The 22753-nt window shown below is 48.5% G+C and carries 24 protein-coding genes, 2 tRNA genes and 1 riboswitch; of the genes, 9 read left to right on the top strand and 17 right to left on the bottom strand.

Translation table 11 applies throughout. The features are described 5' to 3' along the window. The first annotated feature begins 15 nt into the window (after positions 1-15). Positions 16-825 (top strand): shikimate dehydrogenase, encoded by an 810-nt coding sequence (gene aroE, locus ACTHRE_RS05860; protein WP_440344881.1) that lies wholly within the window; start codon positions 16-18, stop codon positions 823-825. A gap of 2 nt (positions 826-827) precedes the next feature. Further along, a complete protein-coding gene (gene mtgA, locus ACTHRE_RS05855; RefSeq protein ID WP_003684244.1) occupies positions 828-1529 on the top strand; it encodes a monofunctional biosynthetic peptidoglycan transglycosylase in 702 nt (233 codons plus the stop codon). 39 nt (positions 1530-1568) lie between these two features. Here the strand turns inward: mtgA and pncB are convergent, their stop codons facing one another. Both pncB and ACTHRE_RS05845 read right to left on the bottom strand, forming a co-directional pair. Continuing rightward, positions 1569-2789, bottom strand: a complete 1221-nt coding sequence (gene pncB / locus ACTHRE_RS05850) for a nicotinate phosphoribosyltransferase (RefSeq protein ID WP_440344882.1) — start codon at positions 2787-2789, stop codon at positions 1569-1571. Positions 2790-2881: 92 nt separating this feature from the next. Then, positions 2882-4177: a M23 family metallopeptidase gene (locus tag ACTHRE_RS05845; RefSeq protein ID WP_440344883.1), complete on the bottom strand. Its 1296-nt coding sequence runs from the start codon at positions 4175-4177 to the stop codon at positions 2882-2884. Between the two features lie 363 nt (positions 4178-4540). Between ACTHRE_RS05845 and ACTHRE_RS05840 the strand changes: the two genes are divergently transcribed. Continuing rightward, the gene (locus tag ACTHRE_RS05840; protein WP_377072495.1) at positions 4541-5521 is read left to right on the top strand and encodes a hypothetical protein; all 981 of its coding nucleotides are present in this window, start codon (positions 4541-4543) and stop codon (positions 5519-5521) included. Positions 5522-5527: 6 nt separating this feature from the next. On the opposite strand, the gene rfaQ is transcribed toward ACTHRE_RS05840, so the two are convergent. Continuing rightward, complete coding sequence (gene rfaQ / locus ACTHRE_RS05835; RefSeq protein ID WP_377072497.1) at positions 5528-6610, bottom strand: putative lipopolysaccharide heptosyltransferase III; 1083 nt, start codon at positions 6608-6610, stop codon at positions 5528-5530. Positions 6611-6756: 146 nt separating this feature from the next. Continuing rightward, positions 6757-6801, top strand: a riboswitch (PreQ1 riboswitch). A 3-nt stretch (positions 6802-6804) separates the two neighbouring features. Between rfaQ and queF the strand changes: the two genes are divergently transcribed. Further along, a complete protein-coding gene (queF, locus tag ACTHRE_RS05830) occupies positions 6805-7278 on the top strand; it encodes a preQ(1) synthase (RefSeq protein ID WP_254322376.1) in 474 nt (157 codons plus the stop codon). A 100-nt stretch (positions 7279-7378) separates the two neighbouring features. Further along, complete coding sequence (locus ACTHRE_RS05825) at positions 7379-8056, top strand: 7-cyano-7-deazaguanine/7-aminomethyl-7-deazaguanine transporter (protein ID WP_377072499.1); 678 nt, start codon at positions 7379-7381, stop codon at positions 8054-8056. 68 nt (positions 8057-8124) lie between these two features. Here the strand turns inward: ACTHRE_RS05825 and ubiM are convergent, their stop codons facing one another. The 3 genes from ubiM to rplU form a co-directional block, all read right to left on the bottom strand. Beyond that, the gene (gene ubiM, locus ACTHRE_RS05820; RefSeq protein ID WP_063069348.1) at positions 8125-9309 is read right to left on the bottom strand and encodes a 5-demethoxyubiquinol-8 5-hydroxylase UbiM; all 1185 of its coding nucleotides are present in this window, start codon (positions 9307-9309) and stop codon (positions 8125-8127) included. 274 nt (positions 9310-9583) lie between these two features. Further along, the gene (gene rpmA, locus ACTHRE_RS05815) at positions 9584-9856 is read right to left on the bottom strand and encodes a 50S ribosomal protein L27 (RefSeq protein ID WP_002212328.1); all 273 of its coding nucleotides are present in this window, start codon (positions 9854-9856) and stop codon (positions 9584-9586) included. 27 nt (positions 9857-9883) lie between these two features. After that, complete coding sequence (gene rplU / locus ACTHRE_RS05810; protein ID WP_002216394.1) at positions 9884-10192, bottom strand: 50S ribosomal protein L21; 309 nt, start codon at positions 10190-10192, stop codon at positions 9884-9886. A gap of 262 nt (positions 10193-10454) precedes the next feature. On the opposite strand from rplU, the gene ispB reads away from it, so the two are divergent. The 3 genes from ispB (at position 10455) to ACTHRE_RS05795 (ending at position 11973) form a co-directional block, all read left to right on the top strand. Further along, entirely contained in the window at positions 10455-11429 is a 975-nt protein-coding gene (gene ispB / locus ACTHRE_RS05805) for an octaprenyl diphosphate synthase (RefSeq protein ID WP_377072501.1), read from the top strand. Between the two features lie 4 nt (positions 11430-11433). Beyond that, positions 11434-11880, top strand: coding sequence for a DUF441 domain-containing protein (locus tag ACTHRE_RS05800; RefSeq protein ID WP_377072503.1), 447 nt, complete (start codon positions 11434-11436; stop codon positions 11878-11880). A gap of 18 nt (positions 11881-11898) precedes the next feature. Beyond that, positions 11899-11973: transfer RNA gene (locus ACTHRE_RS05795), tRNA-Arg, on the top strand. Positions 11974-12074: 101 nt separating this feature from the next. Here ACTHRE_RS05795 and ACTHRE_RS05790 read toward each other — a convergent pair. Together ACTHRE_RS05790 and ACTHRE_RS05785 are read right to left on the bottom strand one after the other, a co-directional pair. Beyond that, the gene (locus ACTHRE_RS05790; RefSeq protein WP_377072505.1) at positions 12075-13232 is read right to left on the bottom strand and encodes an NnrS family protein; all 1158 of its coding nucleotides are present in this window, start codon (positions 13230-13232) and stop codon (positions 12075-12077) included. Positions 13233-13318: 86 nt separating this feature from the next. Next, entirely contained in the window at positions 13319-13699 is a 381-nt protein-coding gene (locus ACTHRE_RS05785) for a hemerythrin domain-containing protein (protein ID WP_070585059.1), read from the bottom strand. Positions 13700-13845: 146 nt separating this feature from the next. Between ACTHRE_RS05785 and ACTHRE_RS05780 the strand changes: the two genes are divergently transcribed. Then, positions 13846-14304 carry an RrF2 family transcriptional regulator gene (locus ACTHRE_RS05780; protein ID WP_296186551.1) on the top strand — a complete coding sequence of 153 codons (459 nt, stop codon included), beginning with the start codon at positions 13846-13848 and terminating at the stop codon, positions 14302-14304. Between the two features lie 733 nt (positions 14305-15037). Here the strand turns inward: ACTHRE_RS05780 and ACTHRE_RS05775 are convergent. The 9 genes from ACTHRE_RS05775 to ACTHRE_RS05735 all read right to left on the bottom strand — a co-directional run bounded on the left by ACTHRE_RS05775 (position 15038) and on the right by ACTHRE_RS05735 (position 22657). Further along, positions 15038-15379, bottom strand: coding sequence for a hypothetical protein (locus tag ACTHRE_RS05775; protein ID WP_003686448.1), 342 nt, complete (start codon positions 15377-15379; stop codon positions 15038-15040). Positions 15380-15947: 568 nt separating this feature from the next. Further along, a tRNA-Ile gene (locus ACTHRE_RS05770) sits at positions 15948-16023 on the bottom strand. Between the two features lie 93 nt (positions 16024-16116). Further along, positions 16117-16968: a dihydropteroate synthase gene (gene folP / locus ACTHRE_RS05765; RefSeq protein ID WP_440344884.1), complete on the bottom strand. Its 852-nt coding sequence runs from the start codon at positions 16966-16968 to the stop codon at positions 16117-16119. Positions 16969-17051: 83 nt separating this feature from the next. After that, positions 17052-18713 carry an electron transfer flavoprotein-ubiquinone oxidoreductase gene (locus tag ACTHRE_RS05760; protein ID WP_440344885.1) on the bottom strand — a complete coding sequence of 554 codons (1662 nt, stop codon included), beginning with the start codon at positions 18711-18713 and terminating at the stop codon, positions 17052-17054. A 132-nt stretch (positions 18714-18845) separates the two neighbouring features. Next, positions 18846-19283, bottom strand: coding sequence for an ExbD/TolR family protein (locus ACTHRE_RS05755; protein WP_003686804.1), 438 nt, complete (start codon positions 19281-19283; stop codon positions 18846-18848). 3 nt (positions 19284-19286) lie between these two features. Next, a complete protein-coding gene (locus tag ACTHRE_RS05750; RefSeq protein ID WP_049332314.1) occupies positions 19287-19946 on the bottom strand; it encodes a MotA/TolQ/ExbB proton channel family protein in 660 nt (219 codons plus the stop codon). A 102-nt stretch (positions 19947-20048) separates the two neighbouring features. Further along, positions 20049-20978 (bottom strand): energy transducer TonB, encoded by a 930-nt coding sequence (locus ACTHRE_RS05745; protein ID WP_440344886.1) that lies wholly within the window; start codon positions 20976-20978, stop codon positions 20049-20051. A gap of 352 nt (positions 20979-21330) precedes the next feature. Further along, a complete protein-coding gene (locus ACTHRE_RS05740) occupies positions 21331-22227 on the bottom strand; it encodes a tyrosine recombinase XerC (RefSeq protein ID WP_377072512.1) in 897 nt (298 codons plus the stop codon). A gap of 1 nt (position 22228) precedes the next feature. Then, the gene (locus ACTHRE_RS05735) at positions 22229-22657 is read right to left on the bottom strand and encodes an acyl-CoA thioesterase (RefSeq protein ID WP_377072514.1); all 429 of its coding nucleotides are present in this window, start codon (positions 22655-22657) and stop codon (positions 22229-22231) included. Between the last annotated feature and the right edge of the window lie 96 nt (positions 22658-22753).

Here is a 22753-nt window from a genome sequence, read left to right as displayed (position 1 = left end):
TCTTGGAACACGACCATGACCGCCCTCCCCCGTTACGCCGTTTTCGGCAATCCCATTACACACAGTAAATCGCCGCAAATCCATCAGCAATTTGCGCTACAGGAAGGTGCGGCCATCGAATATGGGCGCATTTGTACCGAAATCGGCGGTTTTGCCGAGGCTGTTGCGGCGTTTCGTGCCGAGGGCGGGCAAGGTGCGAATGTAACCGTCCCATTCAAGCAGGAAGCTTTTGCGCTGGCGGACGAGCACTCCGACCGCGCTTTGGCTGCCGGCGCGGTCAATACGCTGGTGTGGTTGGAAGACGGCAGAATACGCGGCGACAATACCGACGGTATCGGTTTGGCCAACGACATCACGCAGATCAAAAATATTGCCATCGAGGGCAAAACCATTTTGCTTTTAGGCGCAGGCGGCGCGGTGCGCGGCGTGATTCCTGTTTTGAAAGAACACCACCCTGCCCGTATCGTCATTGCCAACCGCACCCACGCCAAGGCCGAGGAATTGGCGCAGCTTTTCGGCATTGAAGCCGTCCCAATGGCGGATTTGAACGGCGGTTTTGATATCATCATCAACGGCACGTCCGGCGGCTTGAGCGGTCAGCTTCCTGCCGTCAGCCCTGAAATTTTCCGCGGCTGCCGCCTTGCCTACGATATGGTTTACGGCGAAGCAGCGCAGGCGTTTTTGAACTTTGCCCAAAGCAACGGTGCGGCCGAAGTTTCAGACGGCCTGGGCATGCTGGTCGGTCAGGCTGCCGCTTCTTACCATATTTGGCGCGGATTTACGCCCGATATCCGCCCTGTTATCGAATACATGAAAGCCCTGTAACCATGTTCCGCATCATCAAATGGCTGATTGCCCTGCCCATCGGCATCTTCATTTTCTTCAACGCTTATGTGTACGGCAACATCATTACCTACCGCGCCGTCGCGCCCAGCAAAACCGCATTCATGTCCATGCGCATGAGCCAATTTGCAAAAGAAGGCCGCGATGTTGAGCTGGATTACCGCTGGGTGCCTTACGACCAAATTTCCGTCAACCTCAAAAAAGCCCTGATTGCTTCCGAAGATGCCAACTTTGCCGAACACAGCGGCTTTGACTGGAACGGCATCAAATACGCTATGAAACGCAATAAGCAAAGCGGCGAAGTCAAAGCCGGCGGTTCGACCATCAGCCAGCAACTGGCGAAAAACCTGTTTCTCAACGAAAGCCGCAGCTACATCCGCAAAGGTGAAGAAGCGGCGATTACCGCGATGATGGAAGCCGTTACCGACAAAGACCGCATTTTTGAGCTGTATCTGAACTCAATCGAATGGCACTACGGCGTATTCGGCGCGGAAGCGGCGTCCCAGTATTTCTACAAGAAACCTGCCTCCGCCCTCACACGCCAACAAGCCGCCAAGCTCACAGCACGCGTTCCGGCTCCTCTGTTTTACGCAGACCACCCTAAGAGCAAACGGATGCACAACAAAACCAATATCATCCTGCGCCGCATGGGTTCGGCAGAATTGCCCGAAAGTGATATGGATTAATTAAAAAGGCCGTCTGAATATTTCAGACGGCCTTTGTTTTTAGGCTTTCTCTTCCGGCTCAGGTACGTCAAACACTTGGCGCAGGTAGGCGAGGAAGGTGTTGTTGGTGGTCATGGTTTTGCCCGGGGAGTCGGAGAGCTTGGCGACGGATTGGCCGTTACACTCGACGAGCTTCAAGACAATGTTCAAAGGCGTGTGTCCCAAATCGTTGGTCAGGTTGGTACCGATACCGAAACTGGTTTTGAAACGGTCTTTGAAGTATTGGTGCAACGCCCATGAACGCTCAATATCGAGGCCGTCTGAAAAGGTCAGCATTTTGGTGCGGCTGTCGATTTTGAGTTTTTTGTAATGCTCGTAGGCTTTGTCGCCCCAAACATAAGGATCGCCGCTGTCGTGGCGCAGGCCGTCGAAGAGTTTGGCGAAGTACAGGTCGAAGTCGCGCAAGAAGGCATCCATGCCGACTACGTCGGTCAGGGCGATACCGAGGTCGCCGCGGTATTCATGTACCCAGCTTTCCAGCGCGGCTTTTTGGAAATTGCGCAAACGTACGTCCAAGGCTTGGAAGGCTTGGAGGAACTCGTGCGCCATGGTGCCGATGGGTGTGATGCCGAGTTTTTTGGCCAGATAAACGTTGCTGGTACCGCGCACGATATCGGGAGCGGCTTCTAACAAGGTGCGGATAACGTGTTCCTGCCATGCAAGAGTGTAGCGGCGGCGCGTGCCGAAATCGGAAATAAGGAACGGCGGATCATTCGGATTTTGTGTAGCTGCAATTTCTTTCAGCTGTTGCGCTTTGGCCTGCAAACGGCGCTCGCCCTCTTCGATGACGGCAGGCGTTTCCAAGTGGCGGAAATAGAGTTCGTTGACGATGGCAAGAATGAAAATCTCGAAGAACATCGCCTGTATCATCGGGCCTTCGATGCGGATGTTCAGACGACCTTGGTCGTCGGGGCTGACTTGGACGAAGCGACGTTGGAGTTGGAAAAGTTCGAGATAATCGACAAAGTCGCTTTTGATAAAGCGCAGGCTGCGCAGATAGTCGAGTTCGTCATGGGTAAAGCGCAGCTGGCACAGGGCGTCGAGTTCGCGTTCCAAGTCTTCTTGAATATCGGCCAACGGATACACCATCTCTTTGTTGCGGCAGCGGAATTCGTAAAGGCTGTGGGTTTGCGGGAATTGGTGCAACACGACTTGCAGCATGGTGAATTTGTACAGGTCGGTATCAAGCAGGGATTGGATAATGGGCTGATGAGCAGACATAAGCTTTCTCTGAGTAAACGTGGGCGTTGAGGTATCAATTTTAGTGGAAAAGGCCGTCTGAAAGAAACCTTATTCAGACGGCCTTTATCTTATTAATCCAGCTGCGCTACGGAAACCGGCAAAGAGCGGATGGTAGACAACATCGTGCTGGCATCTTTTTGCTGTTTGCGGAACGCGGCCATATTGGTCGGGGTCAATTTCGGCGTCGGCAGGGCGACGGTAGTCGGGTTGACCGGCTGGCCGTTGACACGCGCTTCGTAGTGCAGGTGCGGGCCGGTCGAACGGCCGGTTGTACCCACAAAACCAATTACTTCGCCGGCACGGACTCTGCCGTCGGCAGGGCTGAACGCGCTCATGTGGCCGTACAGGGTTTCCACACCGTTGGCATGGCGAATCATCACGGTATTACCGTAGCCGCCTTTCCAACCTTTGAAAATCACTTCGCCGTCGGCAGCAGCCTTAATAGGCGTACCGGTCGGCGCGGCATAGTCGATACCGGTGTGCATACGGACGGTATGCAAAACCGGATGGACACGGTAGCCGAACGGAGAAGAAATGCGCGTGTATGCAACAGGCTCGGTATTAAAGCCTTCTTTTTGTTGCAGGGACTTACCGTTTTGGTCGTAGTAGCTACCGCTTTCTTCGTCGCCTTTGCCTTGGCTGTAATAATAGGCTTGATAAGTTTTGCCGTCTTTAACCACTTCAGCTGCCAAAATATCGCCGACCGCCATTTGCTGGCCGCGGAAATACATGCTGTTGTACAAAAGACGCACGGTATCGCCTTCGCCCAAGTCACTCATATTGAACGAATCGGCAAAGATTTCTTTGAGCTGGATATACACTTCGGAAGGAATTTCGGCACGGAGCATATCGCCGATGGCGGATGTGCGGATTTGCACGGAGCGCAGGGTCGGCATGGTTTTCATGTCAATTTCGGCATTGGAAATGCGCCATTTGCCTTTGACTTTTTCCAAAGCCACCAAGTTGCGTTCCAATTCTTCATCGGTAAAGAATTGAACGTCGGTCACTTGGCCTGAAGAGTCGATGCGGATGTTGACGGATTGGTTGGTCCGCAGGTTTTTCATGTCGAGGTTGGCATTGTTTTTCGCCATGATTTGCTTGATGTCTTCTTGGTTGACACCCATGCGCGTCAAAACGTCTGCCAAAGAGTCGCCGGCTTGGACGGCTTCTTGCGCCCAATAGCTGGATTGATAGGTATTGGTTTCCACATAAACGGCAGGCAGCTCTTCGGAAATACGCTCGACTTTGAAATCGGTCTGTGCAGGTTGAGGGTAGGTAATGGCGTATGCGGTCATGATGCCTGAAGCCGGCAGCAGAAACGCTAAGAGGGTTGCTTTAAATCGAGTGGAATATTTGTTTTTAATCACGCGTTATCCTTAATGGGGCGGTCTGTTTTTTGAGGTTTGCAGAATGCCGGCACATCCGGTCTGCCGCGACCGCCTGCTGGTTTAAACAGTTTTGGGGATAAAGGACTTTGAGTCTTTTTTCCGATCTGAAAATCAGGTTTTCATTCGGAATAAATGAGGTCGTGTTTGAGATTGACGTTATTATCAGGGCTATTGTGTTGATTTACACCCTGTTTTTCTGAAATTTACGCCACGCATTCTAGCATGACAGCCCGTTTTTTCCAAACCGACCGTCTGAACGGCTCTTTTTCAGGGCGTGAGGGCAAGGTTCCGAAACGCATCATTTGTCGCGTAAAATAACGGTTTTCCTATCTATTTGCGCTTATGAAGCTGACCCTCGCCCTCCCCTCGCTCAACCGCTTTGCCGACGAATCCGTGCCTGCGCTTGCCTTACCTGCTTTTAACCATCTTTTGCGTTACGGCATATTACGCAAAGAAACACTCAAGCCGTCTGAATTTTACGGACGCCATTTGTGGAGCGGCAGCCTTATTGCCCAAGTGCAACGTTTACGCCACACAAACCAAAAACGCGCGGCCGCTTTTGCCTCTCCGGTTTGGCAACAAATGGGCATGCACCATGTCAACATTATCAGCGGCGAGTTTATCGGCATCCCAAAAGAGGAGGCTCAGCGGTTATGTGCGGATTTGTCGGCGTTTTATCAAGATAAAGATTGGCAATTCGAGCCGCTTTGCGAAAGTATGTGGCTGCTTAGTATGTCGAAGATTGAAGATTGGGGCGCGGAATGTGTTTTGGATGTGTGCGGGCAGCCGGAAATGGACGGTCAGGCACATGGCGAAGATGCGGTGTCTTGGTTGGCCATGCAGACGGAAATCCAAATGTTTCTCCACACGCATCCGATTAACCAAGCGCGTGAACAACAAGGCTTTCCGGAAATCAACGGTTTATGGCTGTGGAATGACGCGGACGGTACACAGTCTGCGGATATTGTCGCTTCAGACAGCGCATGGGCGCGTTTTTCAGATACGCCCAAAATCAATGCACCATACGATTTGAAGGCTTGGTTTGAGATGGTTCAAGAAACAGGCAGCACAGTTTCAGACGGCCTTATCTTTTTGGACGACTTGGTTTCCACCTTGCAGACAGGCGATGTTTGGGCATACAAAGATATTTTGGAAAGCTGGGAAACCCGTTGGTTTGCGCCTTTATGGGACGCACTCGCTTCAGGCCGTCTGAAAACCGTGTGCATTGCCACAGACGGCGAAAACGGCGGCACGCTGGAAATCGGCCGCCGTTCCAAATGGGCATTTTGGCGCAAAGCTAAAACGTTTAACGGATCGTGGTAAGCGGTTTTAAGCCTCTAACGCCTCCAATTTGGCAGAAATTCTATCCCACACATCCTGCAACGGAATCGCTTTCAACAAACGGGTCGGATCGTTGGTATCGATACTGTCGGGGTTGGGCAATTCGGCATAATCGCCGGCATAAATAACTTCTGCCTGCTCGGAATACGGACGCCATTTATCCACCCATGACGCGCCAAACAAAGCGATTTGCGGTTTATCCAAAGCAGCAGCGATGTGCATCGGTGCGGAGTCGACACCGACAAACAGCTTGGCGCCCTCAATGGCCGCCGCCAATTCACGCAGGCTCAAGCATCCGGACAACACATATACTTTTCCGCCCTCCGGAATATTCAGACGACCTATAATTTCCTGAAGCATGTATTGCTCGACAGTATCGGGAGAAGCAGTCAATACGACATTCTGCCCGCTGTTGAGCAGAAGCTGTACGATGGCGGCGTTTTTGCCGTCTTCCCAACATTTGAAATGCCAGCGCGCCCCCGGGTGCAGCAACACATAATCTTCGCCGTTCCAACCCTGCTCACGCAATTTCTGCTGCATGCTTTCCCTTGCATCTTGTGCCACCCAAAGGCGCACTTTGGCATCGGCTACATCTTCCGGCTGGATAAGCGGCGCGAGGATATTCAATTGGTTTTCAACGATATGATGGCTGGTATCAAGCTCATGGTTGATAAAATCATGACAGAAACGCCACCAGAAACCGTCGCGCTTGATGCAGTCCAAACCCACGCTACAACGGGCGCACAGTTTGGCAATTATTGCCGCGCGCCATTGGTCGGACAGGTTGAAAGCCCAGTCATAATCGCGTGCCTTCAGCTTTGAAAAAAGATTTTTCTCACACGCCAACTGTTTGAATACGCCCAGTTTCTTCCAATTTCGATCAATGGTAAAAATCTGAGCAATCTGCGGATTATCGGCAATCAGCTGCCCCGTACCGGCATACACCAGCATATCGATTTCGCAATCGGGGAAACGGGTTTTCAGCGCATCGACCACCGGCGTGCTCAAAAGCACATCGCCATGATGGCGCAATTTGATGATCAGAATACGTTTGGGTTGGGCTAAAGACATACAAAACTTTCAGACGGCCTGTTGATTGGCTGCTATTGTAAAGCGGAAAACAGGTTTCATAAAATACAAAACAGGCCGTCTGAAACCTATCCTGCTGATTCATCGCTATAAAATCCGCACAAGCCATGCAATTTATATTACAATCCGCACCCGTGGTTCGAAAACCTCCCACATTAAAAAACTAAGGAAACCTCATGTCCCGCAACAACGAAGAGCTGCAAGGCATCTCCCTTTTGGGCAACCAGAAAACCCAATACCCGAGCGAATACGCGCCTGAAATTTTGGAAGCGTTCGACAACAAACATCCCGACAACGACTATTTCGTCAAATTCGTCTGCCCCGAGTTCACCAGCCTCTGCCCGATGACCGGCCAGCCCGACTTTGCCACCATCTACATCCGCTACATCCCCCATATCAAAATGGTGGAAAGCAAATCACTGAAACTCTATCTCTTCAGCTTCCGCAACCACGGCGACTTCCATGAAGACTGCGTCAACATCATCATGAAAGACCTCATCGCCCTGATGGATCCGAAATACATCGAAGTATTCGGCGAATTCACACCGCGCGGCGGCATCGCCATTCATCCGTTTGCCAACTACGGCAAAGCAGGCACAGAGTTTGAAGCTTTGGCACGCAAACGCCTGTTTAAACACGATGCACAATAATCCCGTTCAGACGGCCTAACGCCCTTTTCATTGCAAGACTTTTTCTATTGCACGGTATCGCAAGGCTTCATGCCGTCTGAAAAACTTCCGAAAGATTTCCATGTACGAATTTACTGCCGCACAGCAGAAGAAAGCGCTCTTCTGGCTGGTGCTGTTCCATATTTTTATTATTGCCGCCAGCAACTATCTGGTGCAGTTCCCCTTTCAAATTTTCGGTATCTTTACCACTTGGGGCGCATTTTCCTTTCCCTTTATCTTCCTCGCTACCGACCTGACCGTGCGCATTTTCGGCGCGCCGTTGGCGAGACGGATTATTTTTTGGGTGATGTTCCCCGCCCTGCTGCTCTCTTACGTCTTCTCCGTCCTCTTTCATGACGGCAACTGGACAGGCTGGGCATCTTTAACCGAATTTAACACCTTCGTCGGCCGTATCGCATTGGCCAGCTTTTCCGCCTATGCGCTCGGGCAAATCCTCGATATTTTCGTGTTCAACAGATTACGTCGTCTGAAATCATGGTGGATTGCCCCCACAGCTTCTACCGTTGTCGGCAACGCTTTGGACACGCTGGTGTTTTTCGCCGTTGCCTTTTATGCGAGCAACGATGAATTTATGGCGGCAAACTGGCAGGGCATCGCATTTGTCGATTATCTGTTCAAACTCGCCATCTGCACACTCTTCTTCCTGCCTGCCTACGGCATCGTATTGAGCATCTTGACCAAAAAACTGACTTCCTTAAACGTCCGTCAAGAAATGCCCGAATCGGTTTTAGCCGAATAAGCAGTAGATAAAAAACAAGGCCGTCTGAAACTGTAATCGTTCAGACGGCCTTTTATGTTTTCAAATGATTAACCGGTCAATTGTTTGGTAATCAGTTTTTTCAGCGGTGGGAAGTTATTGCTTGCACGCAATACCAAACCGCGCAGCAGTTTCGCCGGAGCAGTTTCATTGGTAAAGAGTTTCAGCAACATATTGGTGCCGTGGTAAATCGGATGGGCGTGGAACATATGCTTGGTGCTGTATTTTTCCAGCAGGCTCTTCGCACCAATATCCTGACCGCGTTGCTCGGCTTCGAGAACCAATTTAGCCAAAAGATCGGCACTTGCCAGACCCAAGTTGAAGCCGTGCGCAGTCACCGGATGCATACCAACTGCGGCATCGCCGATCAACGCGCTGCGTTTACCATAGAAACGTTGGGCAATCATGCCGACCAAAGGATAATTGTGAATGGTGCTGACCAATTCCATATCGCCCAAACGGCCTTTGAGTTGCTCTTTCACGCTGGCTGCCAACTCTTCCGGCGACATGTTTTTAATCGTTTCGGCTTTATCGCTGTCCACCGTAATCACTGTATTGGTCAAGTGTTCTTCCAAAGGCAGCAACGCAATGGTGCGGCCGTAGTGGAAGCATTCATATGCGGTATGCAGGTTGGACAGAGTATGCTTCATGCGGCACACAAACATGGTGCGGCTGTAATCGTGCATATCGGAAGAAATACCCAATTGACGGCGCGTTTGCGAGAAGCGGCTATCGGCGGCCAACAACAGACGGCCGGTCAATACTTCGCCGCTTTCCAAAATGACTTGCGCCTCATCGTCAGAAGTTTTGACTTCTTTAACATTGGTGCCGGTCAGAATTTTGACGTTGTCCAATTTGGACACGACTTCATAAGCGGCTTTACGGATATTGTGATTGGAAATCAAATAGCCCAAGCAGTCCGCAGGCTCGCCGCGCGCCTGAGTCGGTTGCGGGAAGTGGAGCTGGTAATCGGAATGGCCATTCAACACTTTGGCATCGCGCAAAGGATAAATTTCGTCTTTTGGAATCAAATCCCACATACCCAATCGCTGCATGATTTCACGCGACAAGTGCGTCAATGCGATTTCACGGCCGTCATACGGCGGATTTTGCAACACTTCTAAAGGACTTCTTTCAATCAGGGTTATGTTCAAACCACTTCCGGCCAACTCTGCGGCAAAACTTAATCCGGCAGGGCCTGCGCCGACGACGAGAATATCACTGTGTAAGCTCATGGGAGGAATTCCTTGTATTCAACTGATACGGATTTTTTCAGACGGCCTTAAGTTTACTGTGTTTAGCTACATGAGGGTAAATCAAAGGCATTTGATAGATTATATAGAAAGAGTCGATAGAATAAAACAAAGGCCATCGATTGTAAGCACGTTTTTACTTTGGCCTTAATATAAATCAAGCCTCACGACATACGGATTTTATCAAACAGACAAAACAGTCTGACAAATAAAAACCGCATTCCGAAAAGGAATGCGGCTTTCAATCGTAAAACGATTATTCTTCAGAACCGGTGTAAGGACGGATGCTGACAGTTTTACGGTTCAGCGCGCCTTTGGTTTTGAATTCAACGTAACCGTCGACTTTAGCAAACAAAGTGTGGTCTTTGCCCATGCCTACGTTGTCACCTGCGTGGAATTTAGTACCACGTTGACGAACGATGATAGAGCCTGCCGGAATCAGCTCGTTGCCGTAGGCTTTAACGCCCAAGCGTTTGGCTTCTGAATCGCGACCGTTGCGGGTGCTACCGCCTGCTTTTTTACTTGCCATTTGTAATACTCCTGAACTTACTTGAAATTAGGCGATTGCCACGATTTCGATTTGGGTGAAATTTTGGCGATGGCCTTGGCGTTTTTGGTAGTGTTTGCGACGACGCATTTTGAAAATGCGTACTTTCTCGCCACGACCATGAGCAACGACTTTAGCTGTTACTTTTGCGCCTTCGATAAAAGGTGCGCCTACTTTTACAGATTCGCCGTCAGCAATCATCAAAACTTCAGTCAGTTCGATTTGGCTGTCGAGTTCGGCTGGTATCTGTTCTACTTTCAATTTTTCGCCAACGGAAACTTTATATTGTTTACCGCCGGTTTTTACGACCGCGTACATACTCAACTCCATGAGAATTAGGTTAACATTCCGCACACCATGTGCGAAACGAGTCATTCTATTTCTATTTACCTGTTTTGTCAAAATTTATTTTATTTACAAGTGAAAAGGCCGTCTGAAAGATATGTTGCATGCTTTTTAACTGATATAATCATGCGCTGGATTGCTGATATCTTTATGCAACGTTATTACCCCGACCGAATGTACGGGTTTAAACAGATTCATTGGAGCCCCGCTCCGTTTTGTCAACAGAGAATGTTTTATGCTCGAAAACCTGCCTTACTTCCAACGCCACCTGCCCGATGACCTTGCCAAAGTTAATGCGGTCATCAACCAAGCTGTTCAATCCGATGTTGCGCTGATTTCGCAAATCGGCACATACATCATCAGCGCAGGCGGTAAGCGCCTGCGTCCGATTATTACCATTTTGGCAGGCAAAGCAGTCGGGCATGACGATGAAAAATTGTACTCACTGGCAGCGATGGTGGAATTCATCCACACCTCCACCCTCCTGCACGACGATGTCGTCGATGAAAGCGATTTGCGCCGCGGCCGTAAAACCGCAAACAACCTCTTCGGCAACGCGGCGGCTGTTTTGGTCGGCGACTTCCTCTATACACGCGCCTTCCAACTGATGGTTGATTCGGGCAGCATGCGTATCTTGGAAGTGATGGCAGATGCGACCAACATCATCGCCGAAGGCGAAGTCATGCAGCTGATGAACATCGGCAATACGGATATTACCGAAGAGCAATACGTCCAAGTTATCCAATACAAAACAGCAAAACTGTTTGAAGCGGCCGCGCAAGTCGGCGCAATTTTGGGCAAGGCTTCCCCTGAACACGAGCAAGCCTTGAAAGACTACGGCATGTACGTCGGTACGGCTTTCCAAATCATTGACGATGTATTGGACTATTCAGGCGAAACCGAAGAAATCGGCAAAAACGTCGGCGACGACTTGGCAGAAGGCAAACCTACCCTGCCATTGATTTACCTGATGCGAAACGGCTCCGAGCAGGCTGCAAACGATGTGCGCCACGCTTTGGAAAATGCCGACCGCAGCTATTTTGAAAAAATCCACGACTATGTCGTCAACTCCGACGCTTTGCCATATTCGATTTCCGAGGCGAAAAAAGCCGTCGACAAAGCCATCGCTTCATTGAACGTGTTGCCTGATAGCGAAGTCAAAGAAGCCATGATCCAACTGGCAAAAGAATCTTTGGCCCGAGTATCTTAATCCGATGAATTTCAGCTTTGTCCCTTTGTTTCTGGTTACGCTGATTTTTTTGGGCGTTGTCAGCAACAACAACTCGATTACGATTTCGGCAGCGGTATTGCTGCTCATGCAGCAGACGGCCTTGTCGCAATACATTCCCTTCGTGGAAAAACACGGTTTGCATCTGGGCATCATCCTGCTGACCATCGGTGTATTGAGCCCGCTGGTTTCCGGTAAAATCCAGATTCCGCCGCTGTCCGAGTTTATCAATTTCAAAATGATTGCCGCCGTCCTTATCGGCATTTTGGTTGCCTGGCTTGCCGGACGCGGCGTTCCATTGATGAGCGAACAGCCTGTTTTGGTAACCGGATTATTAATCGGCACGGTCATCGGCGTTGCCTTTATCGGCGGCATTCCGGTCGGCCCTTTGATTGCCGCCGGCTTATTGTCTTTTTTTGCCGGAAAGGTTTAAAATCCCCTCCTTTACCGCCTCGCCATAGTTCAACGGATAGAACGTATGCCTCCTAAGCGTAAAATACAGGTTCGATTCCTGTTGGCGAGGCCACAGTTTCAATAAAAGCCTTTCATATTCTGAAAGGCTTTTTTATTATCAATAATAAAGGCCGTCTGAAACTTTTCAGACGGCCTTTTCATTTTGCCAAACCGTTAACCCGGACGACCATCCGAACGCGGACGGATCAACCAAGGAATATATTTCCATGCGTACAACAGCAAAGAAGCGGCAAACAAAGCGGCGGAGCAACGGATACTGTGCGTGTATGCCGTACCGCTCACAAAGGTAGCCAAAACACGGATAACCGTTGCGGCTATCATCAACCAAAAGGCAACAGGAACCACTTTAGGCGGCGGATAAATGGAGTTGCCGGTATGGCCAAGCGCAGTTCGCGCCATCATGCCCAAAGTCAGCACGCCGATACCGCCAACGCCGATAAGGTGCACGCCCAAATTCAGGAAGTTTGAAATCCAATAGGAAAGACCGACCGCAATCAAACCCAAGCCGGTAAACAGATAGCCGGCAAACAAAATCCAAAGCATAGGCTCTTTCAGTACGGCTTTATACCACCAGCGGTACACCTGCACAGTAAAAATCACACCGGCAGCAAAAGAGAACAAAGCAGCCAATCCCGGCAATATGTTATGCGCCATCATCATGGCAGTCAGCATAGGCAGCCAAAGCGATGCGTGCGCTACCCATTGAGGGCTGGGAATTTGCGGCACGTTCAAACGTTTGGACGTAAAGAACGAGATAATCCGCATACCGATCAAACCGATAAATCCGGCCACCATAATCAAACCAGATTGCAAACCGGTCATCAGCGCGATGGCATCAAACGGCTGCATTTTCATATGGAAGGCGAAATGGGTACCGCCTAAAACAAAAATAGCAAATACGGCAACATAGTTGCGCTTGTTTTGAGAACGGATTACCGGCAAAGCCATGCATACCGCGCCATACCAGAAAAAGATCGTACCGAATATGCCGCTTGCCGTCGCACCCCAGCCGGGAATAAACGCACACAAACGCGCAAGCAGCCAAAATGCAGTCAAACCTGCCAACGCCTTACCGCGCGTGGGCGGTTGGCCAGTCCAAGTTGCCACAGCCGTCAGCAAGAATGCAATGACAACCAATCCGGCGTAGCCCCAAATCATTTCATGGGCATGCCAATAAAAACCCGGCAATTCAGGCGTACCCTGATAGCCGAAGCCCCAAAGCAATATAGACAATGCGCCATACAAAGCCGCCAACAAATAAAACGGGCGGAAGGCCATTGCCCATACAGGATGTTTGAACAAATCGTTCATGGTGGTTCCTTCAATTTTTATATCATAATAAAACAGCAACAGAGGCCGTCTGAAACTTTTCAGACGGCCATCGATTCCCTTTCCTATTACACATTCTCAGGCAAAGGCAAAAAAGGTTCAATCGCAGGAAAAAGCTCGCGTTCCTCAAAACGCGCATGATCGCGCAAAGTTACCGCAAAATCCTTATTCCATGATTCATTCATATATTCAGGATGAGCCATCATCGCACGCAACTTGGCATGATCGCATTCAAAACGCTGCCTCAACGCCGGATCAACCTTATCCCAATACGGCGCAAACATGGTTTCCTCCTCCAAAAAATGTGGCTCAAGTTCCACAAAATGAGGATCCAGCTCCGCTTGATGGCTTTGCTCCGGCGTACGCAGGAGGCGGACACACAACGACAGCGAGCCATGATGCTCACGGGAAAGTTCTATTAAGGCAGGGTGGCGTTTCAAGGGTTTCATAAGTTCGTTATAATAGCAACAGTCTGTCAAACTGGATTAATTCAAATGTTTCAGATATTATGAAACCCAATCCCACATAAAGTCAAACAGCCCCTCTCCAAGTACTACGCTTTTGACATATAATAAAAATATCTAAAGAGCCAGCCATGTATCTGACCCAACATACCGATTACGGATTGCGCGTATTGGTTTATACCGCCATCAATGATGACACCCTCGTCAATATCAGCACCATTGCCGAGACTTACAATATTTCCAAAAGCCATTTGATGAAAGTGGTTACCTCATTAGTCAAAGGCGGTTTTCTGGTCAGCGTGCGCGGCAAAGGCGGCGGTTTGCGCTTGGCAGACAATCCTGAAAACATCAATATCGGTGCAGTGGTGCGCCATCTTGAGCCGATGCAAGTTGTCGAATGCATGGGCGATAACAACGAATGCCTTATCACCCCCTCCTGCCGACTGACCGGCATCATTACCGGCGCCATCAAAGCCTTCTTCAACCATTTAGATCAATACTCCCTGCAAGATCTTTTGGACAAACCAACCTACGACATACTCTATACCCCGCGCATCCCCATCAACGAAATACGCAGAATGGTTGATTAAATCTTCAGGCCGTCTGAAAACAGTCAAGCTATATCGAAATAATCATCAGCCTCTCAATATAGGGGCATGTAGTATTACTCGGAAAAATTAATAGTAGAAAGATATCGACCAGAGCAAGCAAAAAGTAACTGCTCTCCATTTACTTATTCCCTAGTCAAAAAGTACGCCAAGTATCTTCCCAATCAACGTAACGGTCTTTTTCCAATACAAAATTGGGAATGTTAGTAAAACTTTCGTAGCCATGATGAACATAATTTTGATTATGAGTCCATAGAGTTTTACCTTGTAAATATTTCTTTAGAATATAAAATACCGTCTGGATTGTGAAATCTCAGACGGTATTATTTTGGTTTATAAAATATCAACCATTAAAATGATTACACTTTTTCTACAGATTAACCTTCTGGCAATGGTAATGAAGCCAAATACCGTAGAGTAATTACATAATCAATCTAACGTCCTTAAAATAACAATAGCATTTTTATCATTGCTGAATATTCTATCTGCGTGTGGTATTCCGCGCGATGAAGTGCTTCGATCGTACTCAATATACACTCTTTTACCTGATGGAAGCGTTGCTTTCAAGTCTGGGCGACATATTCCTACACGACAAAAATTTCCATACTGCTAATCTACGTCAGCCCCAAAAACAAAGATTTGTTTTTTTCATTCAACATATCTATCCTAAATACGCCATCACTCCATTGAGTTTTTAATTTGTATTTCGCTCTTGTTAAATGTTTTTCTGTTTGCCGATTTCTTTTGCTAATGTAAAAAATACTCTACCACTCTCATTGGTTAAAGTTTTCAAGTATTCATCAACATCAGTAACATTAATAACAACTGTTTCATTTGTATGTTTATTAAATTCTAAATCAACAATAATATTCCCATTAACCAATATTTCATATATATCTTCTTCTTCAGGCAGCATAGACAAACAATAAGCACTTGAAGCTGAAAACTCTTTTTTCAGATACTGAAGAAGAAAAGTATTTTTAATTAAAACATCATTAAATTCATCTAATGATTGCTTGACTTCTTTCGTTGTCCAATTTTTAACATTATTCTTCATTGTATTCTACCTGGGGTCGTAGTTATGGGGCTTAGGAAGCAAAATCACAAAATATAATGATAAGCTTCTAACAGAAAAATAATTGTAGCAAAGATACAATTTATTCTCAATGCCTTTAAATAAGATCTATTTGATATTTTTTCCACCCAAATAAAACCCTAAAAAACTTAAAACTCATAAACCTAGCAGTAATGAAATACTCAAAAAAACTTAAGGTCATTCCTTCTGATTTTAGAATTTTATAGACCAATACAAAATTAGTTACTATAGTAACAAGATACAAAAATATCAAACCAAAAAATATATAAGGTATTAATGCTATCATTTAATTTTTCCTTACATTTGCACTAAACTTAGATATTGGTGCTTTTAATCTTATATTTGGTGTTTTTTTCTTAAATGCTGTCCATTGCCACCCTATAGTTCCATTTGTCGAAAATCCACTACCTAAACCTAATTTTGCAGTGTAAATTATCTCTTCACCTTTATCAATTTGAATCTTAACCCCATCAAAAAAACAATGAATAAAAAATGCCCGAAGCCAAAAGCCTCGGGCATTTTTAATATTTGGTGGGTCCGGTGGGTTTCGAACCCACGACCAAGGGATTATGAGTCCCCTGCTCTAACCCCTGAGCTACAGACCCGTCAAGAGTAGATGCGGATTATAGCATAACTTGTTGCTTGTTCAAGATACCGGGCCAATGTTTCAGACGGCCTGTTGGTTTTCTATTCGGGTATTATGCCGATATGCCCAATGCTTCCCAAACTTTCAAAGCGTCCGATGTTGCTTTGACATCGTGAACACGGATGATTTGCGCGCCTCTAGCCACTGTGGCCAAAGCGGCTGCGACGCTGCCGTGTACGCGTTTGGCGGCATCTTGTTCGCCTGTCAGTTCGCCAATCATACGTTTGCGCGATACGCCGATCAGAAGGGGGAATCCGGTTGCGTCCATCAACTCAGGCAAATGTTGTATCAGGGTAATGTTGTGTTGCAGGTTTTTGCCGAAACCGAAGCCGGGGTCTAGCGTGATGCGTTCAGGGGCAATGCCTGCTTGAACGCATTCTGCCGCACGTGCTTTCAAATAACGCGCGACTTCTTCGACGACATCTTGATATTGCGGATTCAGCTGCATGGTTTTGGGCAAACCCTGCATGTGCATGAGACACACGCCTGTATTCGGCTGTTGCGCCAGCAATGCGACTGCACCTTCATCACTCAATGCGGCAACATCGTTGATAATATCGACGCCGCCTTGCACCAAGGCTTTTTCCATAATCACCGTGCGGCGCGTGTCCAAGCTGACGGGAACATTCCACTTGGCGACTTCCGCCAAAACCGGCTGCACCCTAGCCCATTCTTCTTCGAGAGAAACATCGTCCGAACCTGGACGGGTAGATTCGCCGCCGATATCGAGAATATCCGCACCGTCTTTCAGCAGCTGCTCAGCATGTGCCAATGCTATTTGGACATTTTGCGAATAGGTGCCGCCATCGGAAAATGAATCGGGGGTCAGATTAACGATGCCCATGATTTTGGGTTTGTCTAAGGCGATTTCAAATCGGCCTGCCTGCCAAATGTGCGTGTTCATAATGCTTCCATTGATGAAATAATAGGATAGAGGCCGTCTGAAACTTTTCAGACGGCCTTTAGATTTTGACTTCAAACAGTCAATTACATTCCGCCGTAATTCGGTCCACTCGCGCCTTCGGGACAAATCCAAGTGATGTTTTGCGTCGGGTCTTTGATGTCGCACGTTTTGCAGTGAACGCAGTTGGCGGCATTGATTTGCAGACGCGGGCTGCCGTTTTCTTCGACGATTTCATACACGCCGGCCGGACAATAGCGGGTTTCGGGCGAGGCGTATTCTTTGTAGTTTACGTCTATCATGACTTGCGGATTTTTCAGCACCAAATGGTCGGGCTGGTTTTCTTCGTGCGCAAGGTTGGCAAGGAAAACGCTGCTCAAACGGTCGAAGGTCAAAACGCCGTCGGGCTTCGGATAATCAATCGGCTTGCACGCGGCGGCTTTTTTGAGCTGCTCGTTGTCTTTGCCGTGATGTTTCAAAGTCCACGGGGCTTTGCCTCTGAAAATCATTTGGTCGATGCCGGTATAGATTGAGCCGAGGTAAACACCCCATTTAAATGACGGACGGACATTGCGCGCAGCGTAAAGCTCTTGATATAGCCAGCTTTGTTCAAAACGTTGCTGATAATCAGCCGCCTCTTTGCCGCTGTCGAAACTTTCCACTTCTTCGAGGTTTTCCAACAAAGGGAACACAGCTTCTGCGGCGAGCATGGCGGATTTCATGGCCGTATGGATGCCTTTGATGCGCGGCATATTCAGGAAACCTGCGGCATCGCCGATTAAAACGCCGCCTCTGAACGAGAGTTTCGGCAGGCTTTGCAAACCGCCTTCAATCAGTGTTCGCGCACCATACGCGATACGGCGGCCGCCTTCAAAGGTTTTGCGGATTTTGGGATGGGTTTTGAACCGTTGAAACTCTTCAAACGGCGACAGATAAGGGTTTTGATAGTCCAAACCGACCACAAAACCGACAGCGACTTTGTTGTCGTCGAAATGGTAAATAAACGCGCCGCCGTAGGTTTTGCTGTCTAGCGGCCAGCCTGCGCTGTGCATGACCAAACCGGGCTGATGTTTTTCAGACGGCACTTCCCAAATTTCTTTAATGCCCAAGCCGTAAGTTTGCGGCTCGCTGTTTTGGTCGAGTTGGAAACGCTCGATGATTTGCTTGGAAAGCGAACCGCGACAGCCTTCGGCAAATATGGTTTGCTGCGCCCAAAGCTCCATGCCGGGCTGGAATGAATCGGTCGGTTCGCCGTCTTTGCCCACGCCCATATTGCCGGTCGCAATGCCTTTGACCGAACCGTCTTCGTGATACAGCACTTCGGCGGCGGCAAAGCCCGGATAGATTTCCACGCCTAAACTTTCCGCCTGCTCCGCCAACCAGCGGACAACTTCGCCCAAGCTGGCAATATAGTTCGCATGGTTGTCGAAATTCGGGGTAACCGGCAGGTTGAAGGCTTTTTTCTCGGTCAGGAACAAAACCCTGTCCTTCGTCACTGTACGCGTCAGCGGCGCGCCTTTTTCTTTCCAATCAGGAATCAGCTCATTCAAAGAAATCGGATCGATGATGGCGCCTGCAAGCGAGTGCGCACCGGCCTCCGAACCCTTCTCCACCACGCAAACGCTGATTTCGCGTCCATTCTTTTCGGCAAGCTGCTTGAGTTTGATGGCGGCAGACAAACCCGACGGGCCTGCGCCGACAATCACGACATCGTATTGCATACTGTCGCGTTCGATGGTTTCTGTCATAGTGGTTCCTGTATTGTCATTATTCAATTTAATCCGCTAATTATACAGCCTGGACATATAGTTACCAAATACAACAAAAGGCCGTCTGAAACTTTACTCAAATTTCAGACGGCCTTTACTGTGTTCAAAAGATTACTGCGCTTTGGTTTCCGTTACAAAACCGATTTTGCTGATACCGGCTTCGCGCGCCGCTTGCAGGGCTTGGTTGACATAATCGTATTCAACCGCTTTATCCGCCGCAATCGCCACAATCACATCTTCGTTTTTCGCTTTGGCTTCTTTCAGCTTAGCAGTTACCGTTGCCAAATCCACTTTGGTATCGGAATCGCCGCCAACGACATAAGCACCACTGGCATCAATGCTCAACCGCAAAGGATCTTTAGGCTGCTGCTTATCCTCTTTCGCCGCTTTTTCCGAAGCAGTCGGCAACTCTAAAGGAATCGAGTGGGTCAGCACCGGCATGGTAATCATAAATACAATCAGCAACACCAGCATCACGTCCACCAAAGGTGTAACGTTGATATCCGACATCGGCGCATCATCGCCGGAATTCATTGATCCGAAAGCCATGGTTTAATCCTTTTGGTTCAGAAGGCGGACATGCAGGTCATGTGCAAATGCGTCCATATCTTGCGCGATGGTTTTTGTACCGCGATTGAGGAAGTTGTATGCCAATACAGCCGGAATCGCTACAAACAGGCCGACAGCAGTCGATACCAAAGCCTCACCAATCGGACCGGCTACCGCAGCAATGCTCATTTGACCGCTTTCGCTGATGCCGATCAGGGCATGGTAAATACCCCAAACAGTACCCAACAGGCCGATAAACGGAGCGGTTGCGCCGATAGAGGCCAAAGCAGTCATACCGTAGTCGAACTGGCGCATGGTTTGGGACATGCTGTTACGGATATGAACGACCAAGTATTCGTTCAAAGGCAATTCATCAATCAGCGATTTGCTTGTCGTTTGACGGTAGTTTTGGTATGCGCGCAGAGACTCATCGGCAACATTGCTCATCGGTGCTTCTACCGCTTTGGCTTTTTGTACGGCATCAGCCAGCGTAAACGCATTCAACATTAACTCTTTTACCTGAGCATTGCCTTTTTTCGCTTTGCGGTATTTGATGCAGCGGATCACAATGACGCTCCAAGTCACCACACTCATCAGCAACATCAGGACAAATACACCAATCAGTACCACATCACCTGATTTGAAAACTAAACTTAAATCCATAATTTTTCCAAGTTAAAAATAAAATTAAAATTTCTATCGGGTCATTTAAAAATATTTCCCAACAGCATATATTTTCCAATCAATCAGCTTAGTCCTAGATACTTATTCAAGCGTGAATTTGACAGGTACTTTAAATTCAGTCCAAACACTTGCATGACAGCTACCATCTTTAACGGCTTTACGCGCTGCGTTATCCAGACGACTATAACCACTTGATTTATTCACACTAATTGAATCCACTTTACCGCCGGGACCAACCAAGACTTTCAAAACAACCAAGCCCTCTTCACCATTTTCAGTGGACAGTGAAGGATACGGAGGTCTCGGAATATGGCAGGTTCCTTTTGCAGGATTGCCTTTACTGCTGCCGGCACCTGTACCGCTGCCACCACCTCCGCCACCGGTACCGGAGCCATGTTCGCCTTTCGCACCACCGCTGCCGGATCCGCTGCCTTCGCCACGGCCGCTGCCTGTACCTTTCGTACCGCCGCCGTTGCCTTTTCCTTCTCCGCCCAAGGCTTTGCCTTCGCCGTTGCCTTTACCGTTTTCAGCAGTATTCGGTCCGGTTTTGCTGCCTGAGTATTCAGATGCTTTGGGAGATGGTTTAGGTTCTGCCTTCGGCTCTGGTTTTGGTTCAGGTTTTGGCTCGGGCTTCGGCTCAGGTTTGGGTTCCGGCTTAGGCTCGGGGTTAGGTTTCTCGATAGGTTTCGGTTTTTCCTTTTGCTGCACAATATCCGCTTTTTCTTTTTTCGTTACCACAGGTTTGATAACAGGTTTGGGCGGCTCGACAGGCTTAGGTTTGGGTTTCGGCTTAGGTTTCGGTTGTTCGGGGGTTGGCTCGGGGGCGGCAGGTGCGCCTTCACCCTCAGGACTACCGTCTCCACCGCCGAAATCGCCTAAATCGACAAATTCAATATTCGCCATTTCGACAGGAGGCGGTTTGTGCGCGTGCCATAAAAGTGCAACCAAGCCGACGTGAATCAACGCAACGGAAGTCACGACGGCTGGAGTTAAAATTCGTTTTTTATCCATAATTCCGTTATGTTAATAGCAACAATTCCCGTTTGCAAGTCGTTTTACAGTCAAAATAAGCATTAATGCTTATAGAGAAAGTTTATAGACCTGCTGTTTTAAAGGCTGTATATCATAATATGATATTAGCTCTCATTACTAATATTATCAAACAAGCGGCCATCTGAAAAGATAAACGGTATTAAAAAAGCCATCGACTCTTACAATTTTTATGCCATCCGCACATCAGGCCAATATTTAAACCTCATCAGACCGATAAAAATTCAAATGGTTTCAAACCATCTGTATTTTTTATTCATAAAACATCAGGCCGTCTGAAAACATTCTTTCAGACGGCCTGATTCAAACAAAATCATTTTTTCCGTTTCGCCCTTGGGTGCGCCTCATCATAAACGCGCGCCAAATGGTCAAAGTCCAGCTTTGTATAAACTTGCGTAGCGGAAAGGTTGCTGTGACCCAACAATTCCTGTACGGCGCGGATATCGCCCGATGCCTGCAAAAGATGGGTTGCATAGCTGTGGCGCATCATGTGCGGCGAGATATGGCTGGCACTGCCCACGCGCACTGCCCACGCCTGCAGGCGTTTTTGGATTTGACGCTGCCCCAGCCTGCTACCGTTCTTATTGGTGAACAAGGCCTGCTCTCCCTCTTTGGCAATACGCACCGCCAGATAATCACGCAATGCCGCAATGCTTTTGCCCACCAAAGGCACTTGCCGCTGCTTGCCCCCTTTACCCTTCACACTGACCCAGCCTTCGTCCAAGACAATACCATCCAGATTCAAACCTTGGATCTCGCTCAGGCGCAAACCGCTACCATACATCAATTCAAACATGGCCTTATCGCGCACGTCCAATTCGTCATCAACAGGCGCATGGTCAAGGATATGGTTTAAAGGTTCTTGCGGTAGTGCTTTAGGCAGGCGTTCGGGCAGGCGCGGCGCTTTCATATTAAATGTCGGGTCGCTTTCCATAACTTCTATCTGCACCAGCCAACTGCAATACTGCCGCCACACCGACAATTTCCGCGCCAAGCTACTTTCGCTTAAGCCCTTTTGCGACAGCTTTTTCAATACCGCCACAAAATCACGGCGCGTCGGCAGGCCGTTTCCCAGGTTATCGGGCAACAGGCGCATCAACTCACTCAAATCGCGCCGATAAGCGGAAACGGTATGCTCCGACTTACCTTGTTGCAGCAAGGTTTTCAGATAGCGTTCAAGATGAAGCGCAAAATTGTTTGATTCCGCCATTTCAGACGGCCTCCAATGCTGCTTTCAAGGCCGAAGGCAAACGGCAGACACGTTGCTTGCCATAATCGAAACACACCATGCCTGTCTGCACTTTCGCCAGCACAAGGCCGTCTGAAATCCTGCGGATACGGTACAGCAAAGAAAAGCCCACACCGGCCACGCCCGCCACCCCCATTTCTACCGACAGCTCATCGCCATGATGACCTTGCGCCAAATACTGCACCGCCGCATCCGCCATAATCAGGCCAGCCCCTCCGGCATCCATTTCACTCCAACCCAGCTTCGCCAGCCAACGCATCCTCACTTCATGGCACAAACGCAACACAGCATCGTTTGCCAGATGGCCGCCATAGTTCACATCGCCCACCTGCACCGTCAAGGCCGTCTGAAACAAAGGCTTATCACACTCGGCTACCGAAATCCTATCCATTTTGCACACCCGTTTTCAATACTCTGCCATTATAAACTGAGACCCTGTTCATTAATATATAAAAACAATGTAACAGCTTGTAGTCTTTCATTTCAA

It is taken from the genome of Neisseria sp. P0001.S007, assembly GCF_051963655.1.
Taxonomy (GTDB): domain Bacteria; phylum Pseudomonadota; class Gammaproteobacteria; order Burkholderiales; family Neisseriaceae; genus Neisseria; species Neisseria subflava_A.
This window is presented reverse-complemented; position numbering and strand designations above follow the sequence as displayed.

What these genes read in the sequence shown, in the direction of transcription:
- ACTHRE_RS05775 (WP_003686448.1), bottom strand. Translation starts at nt 15,379, where the DNA reads ATGAAGAATAATGTTAAAAATTGGACAACGAAAGAAGTCAAGCAATCA.
- pncB (WP_440344882.1), bottom strand. Translation starts at nt 2,789, where the DNA reads ATGTCTGCTCATCAGCCCATTATCCAATCCCTGCTTGATACCGACCTG.
- ACTHRE_RS05740 (WP_377072512.1), bottom strand. Translation starts at nt 22,227, where the DNA reads ATGGCGGAATCAAACAATTTTGCGCTTCATCTTGAACGCTATCTGAAA.
- ACTHRE_RS05735 (WP_377072514.1), bottom strand. Translation starts at nt 22,657, where the DNA reads ATGGATAGGATTTCGGTAGCCGAGTGTGATAAGCCTTTGTTTCAGACG.
- ACTHRE_RS05755 (WP_003686804.1), bottom strand. Translation starts at nt 19,283, where the DNA reads ATGGCTTTCGGATCAATGAATTCCGGCGATGATGCGCCGATGTCGGAT.
- ACTHRE_RS05790 (WP_377072505.1), bottom strand. Translation starts at nt 13,232, where the DNA reads ATGAACGATTTGTTCAAACATCCTGTATGGGCAATGGCCTTCCGCCCG.
- rplU (WP_002216394.1), bottom strand. Translation starts at nt 10,192, where the DNA reads ATGTACGCGGTCGTAAAAACCGGCGGTAAACAATATAAAGTTTCCGTT.
- ACTHRE_RS05800 (WP_377072503.1), top strand. Translation starts at nt 11,434, where the DNA reads ATGAATTTCAGCTTTGTCCCTTTGTTTCTGGTTACGCTGATTTTTTTG.
- ubiM (WP_063069348.1), bottom strand. Translation starts at nt 9,309, where the DNA reads ATGAGCTTACACAGTGATATTCTCGTCGTCGGCGCAGGCCCTGCCGGA.
- ACTHRE_RS05750 (WP_049332314.1), bottom strand. Translation starts at nt 19,946, where the DNA reads ATGGATTTAAGTTTAGTTTTCAAATCAGGTGATGTGGTACTGATTGGT.
- ispB (WP_377072501.1), top strand. Translation starts at nt 10,455, where the DNA reads ATGCTCGAAAACCTGCCTTACTTCCAACGCCACCTGCCCGATGACCTT.
- mtgA (WP_003684244.1), top strand. Translation starts at nt 828, where the DNA reads ATGTTCCGCATCATCAAATGGCTGATTGCCCTGCCCATCGGCATCTTC.
- aroE (WP_440344881.1), top strand. Translation starts at nt 16, where the DNA reads ATGACCGCCCTCCCCCGTTACGCCGTTTTCGGCAATCCCATTACACAC.
- ACTHRE_RS05745 (WP_440344886.1), bottom strand. Translation starts at nt 20,978, where the DNA reads ATGGATAAAAAACGAATTTTAACTCCAGCCGTCGTGACTTCCGTTGCG.
- rpmA (WP_002212328.1), bottom strand. Translation starts at nt 9,856, where the DNA reads ATGGCAAGTAAAAAAGCAGGCGGTAGCACCCGCAACGGTCGCGATTCA.
- ACTHRE_RS05825 (WP_377072499.1), top strand. Translation starts at nt 7,379, where the DNA reads ATGTACGAATTTACTGCCGCACAGCAGAAGAAAGCGCTCTTCTGGCTG.
- ACTHRE_RS05760 (WP_440344885.1), bottom strand. Translation starts at nt 18,713, where the DNA reads ATGACAGAAACCATCGAACGCGACAGTATGCAATACGATGTCGTGATT.
- folP (WP_440344884.1), bottom strand. Translation starts at nt 16,968, where the DNA reads ATGAACACGCACATTTGGCAGGCAGGCCGATTTGAAATCGCCTTAGAC.
- queF (WP_254322376.1), top strand. Translation starts at nt 6,805, where the DNA reads ATGTCCCGCAACAACGAAGAGCTGCAAGGCATCTCCCTTTTGGGCAAC.
- ACTHRE_RS05780 (WP_296186551.1), top strand. Translation starts at nt 13,846, where the DNA reads ATGTATCTGACCCAACATACCGATTACGGATTGCGCGTATTGGTTTAT.
- ACTHRE_RS05785 (WP_070585059.1), bottom strand. Translation starts at nt 13,699, where the DNA reads ATGAAACCCTTGAAACGCCACCCTGCCTTAATAGAACTTTCCCGTGAG.
- rfaQ (WP_377072497.1), bottom strand. Translation starts at nt 6,610, where the DNA reads ATGTCTTTAGCCCAACCCAAACGTATTCTGATCATCAAATTGCGCCAT.
- ACTHRE_RS05840 (WP_377072495.1), top strand. Translation starts at nt 4,541, where the DNA reads ATGAAGCTGACCCTCGCCCTCCCCTCGCTCAACCGCTTTGCCGACGAA.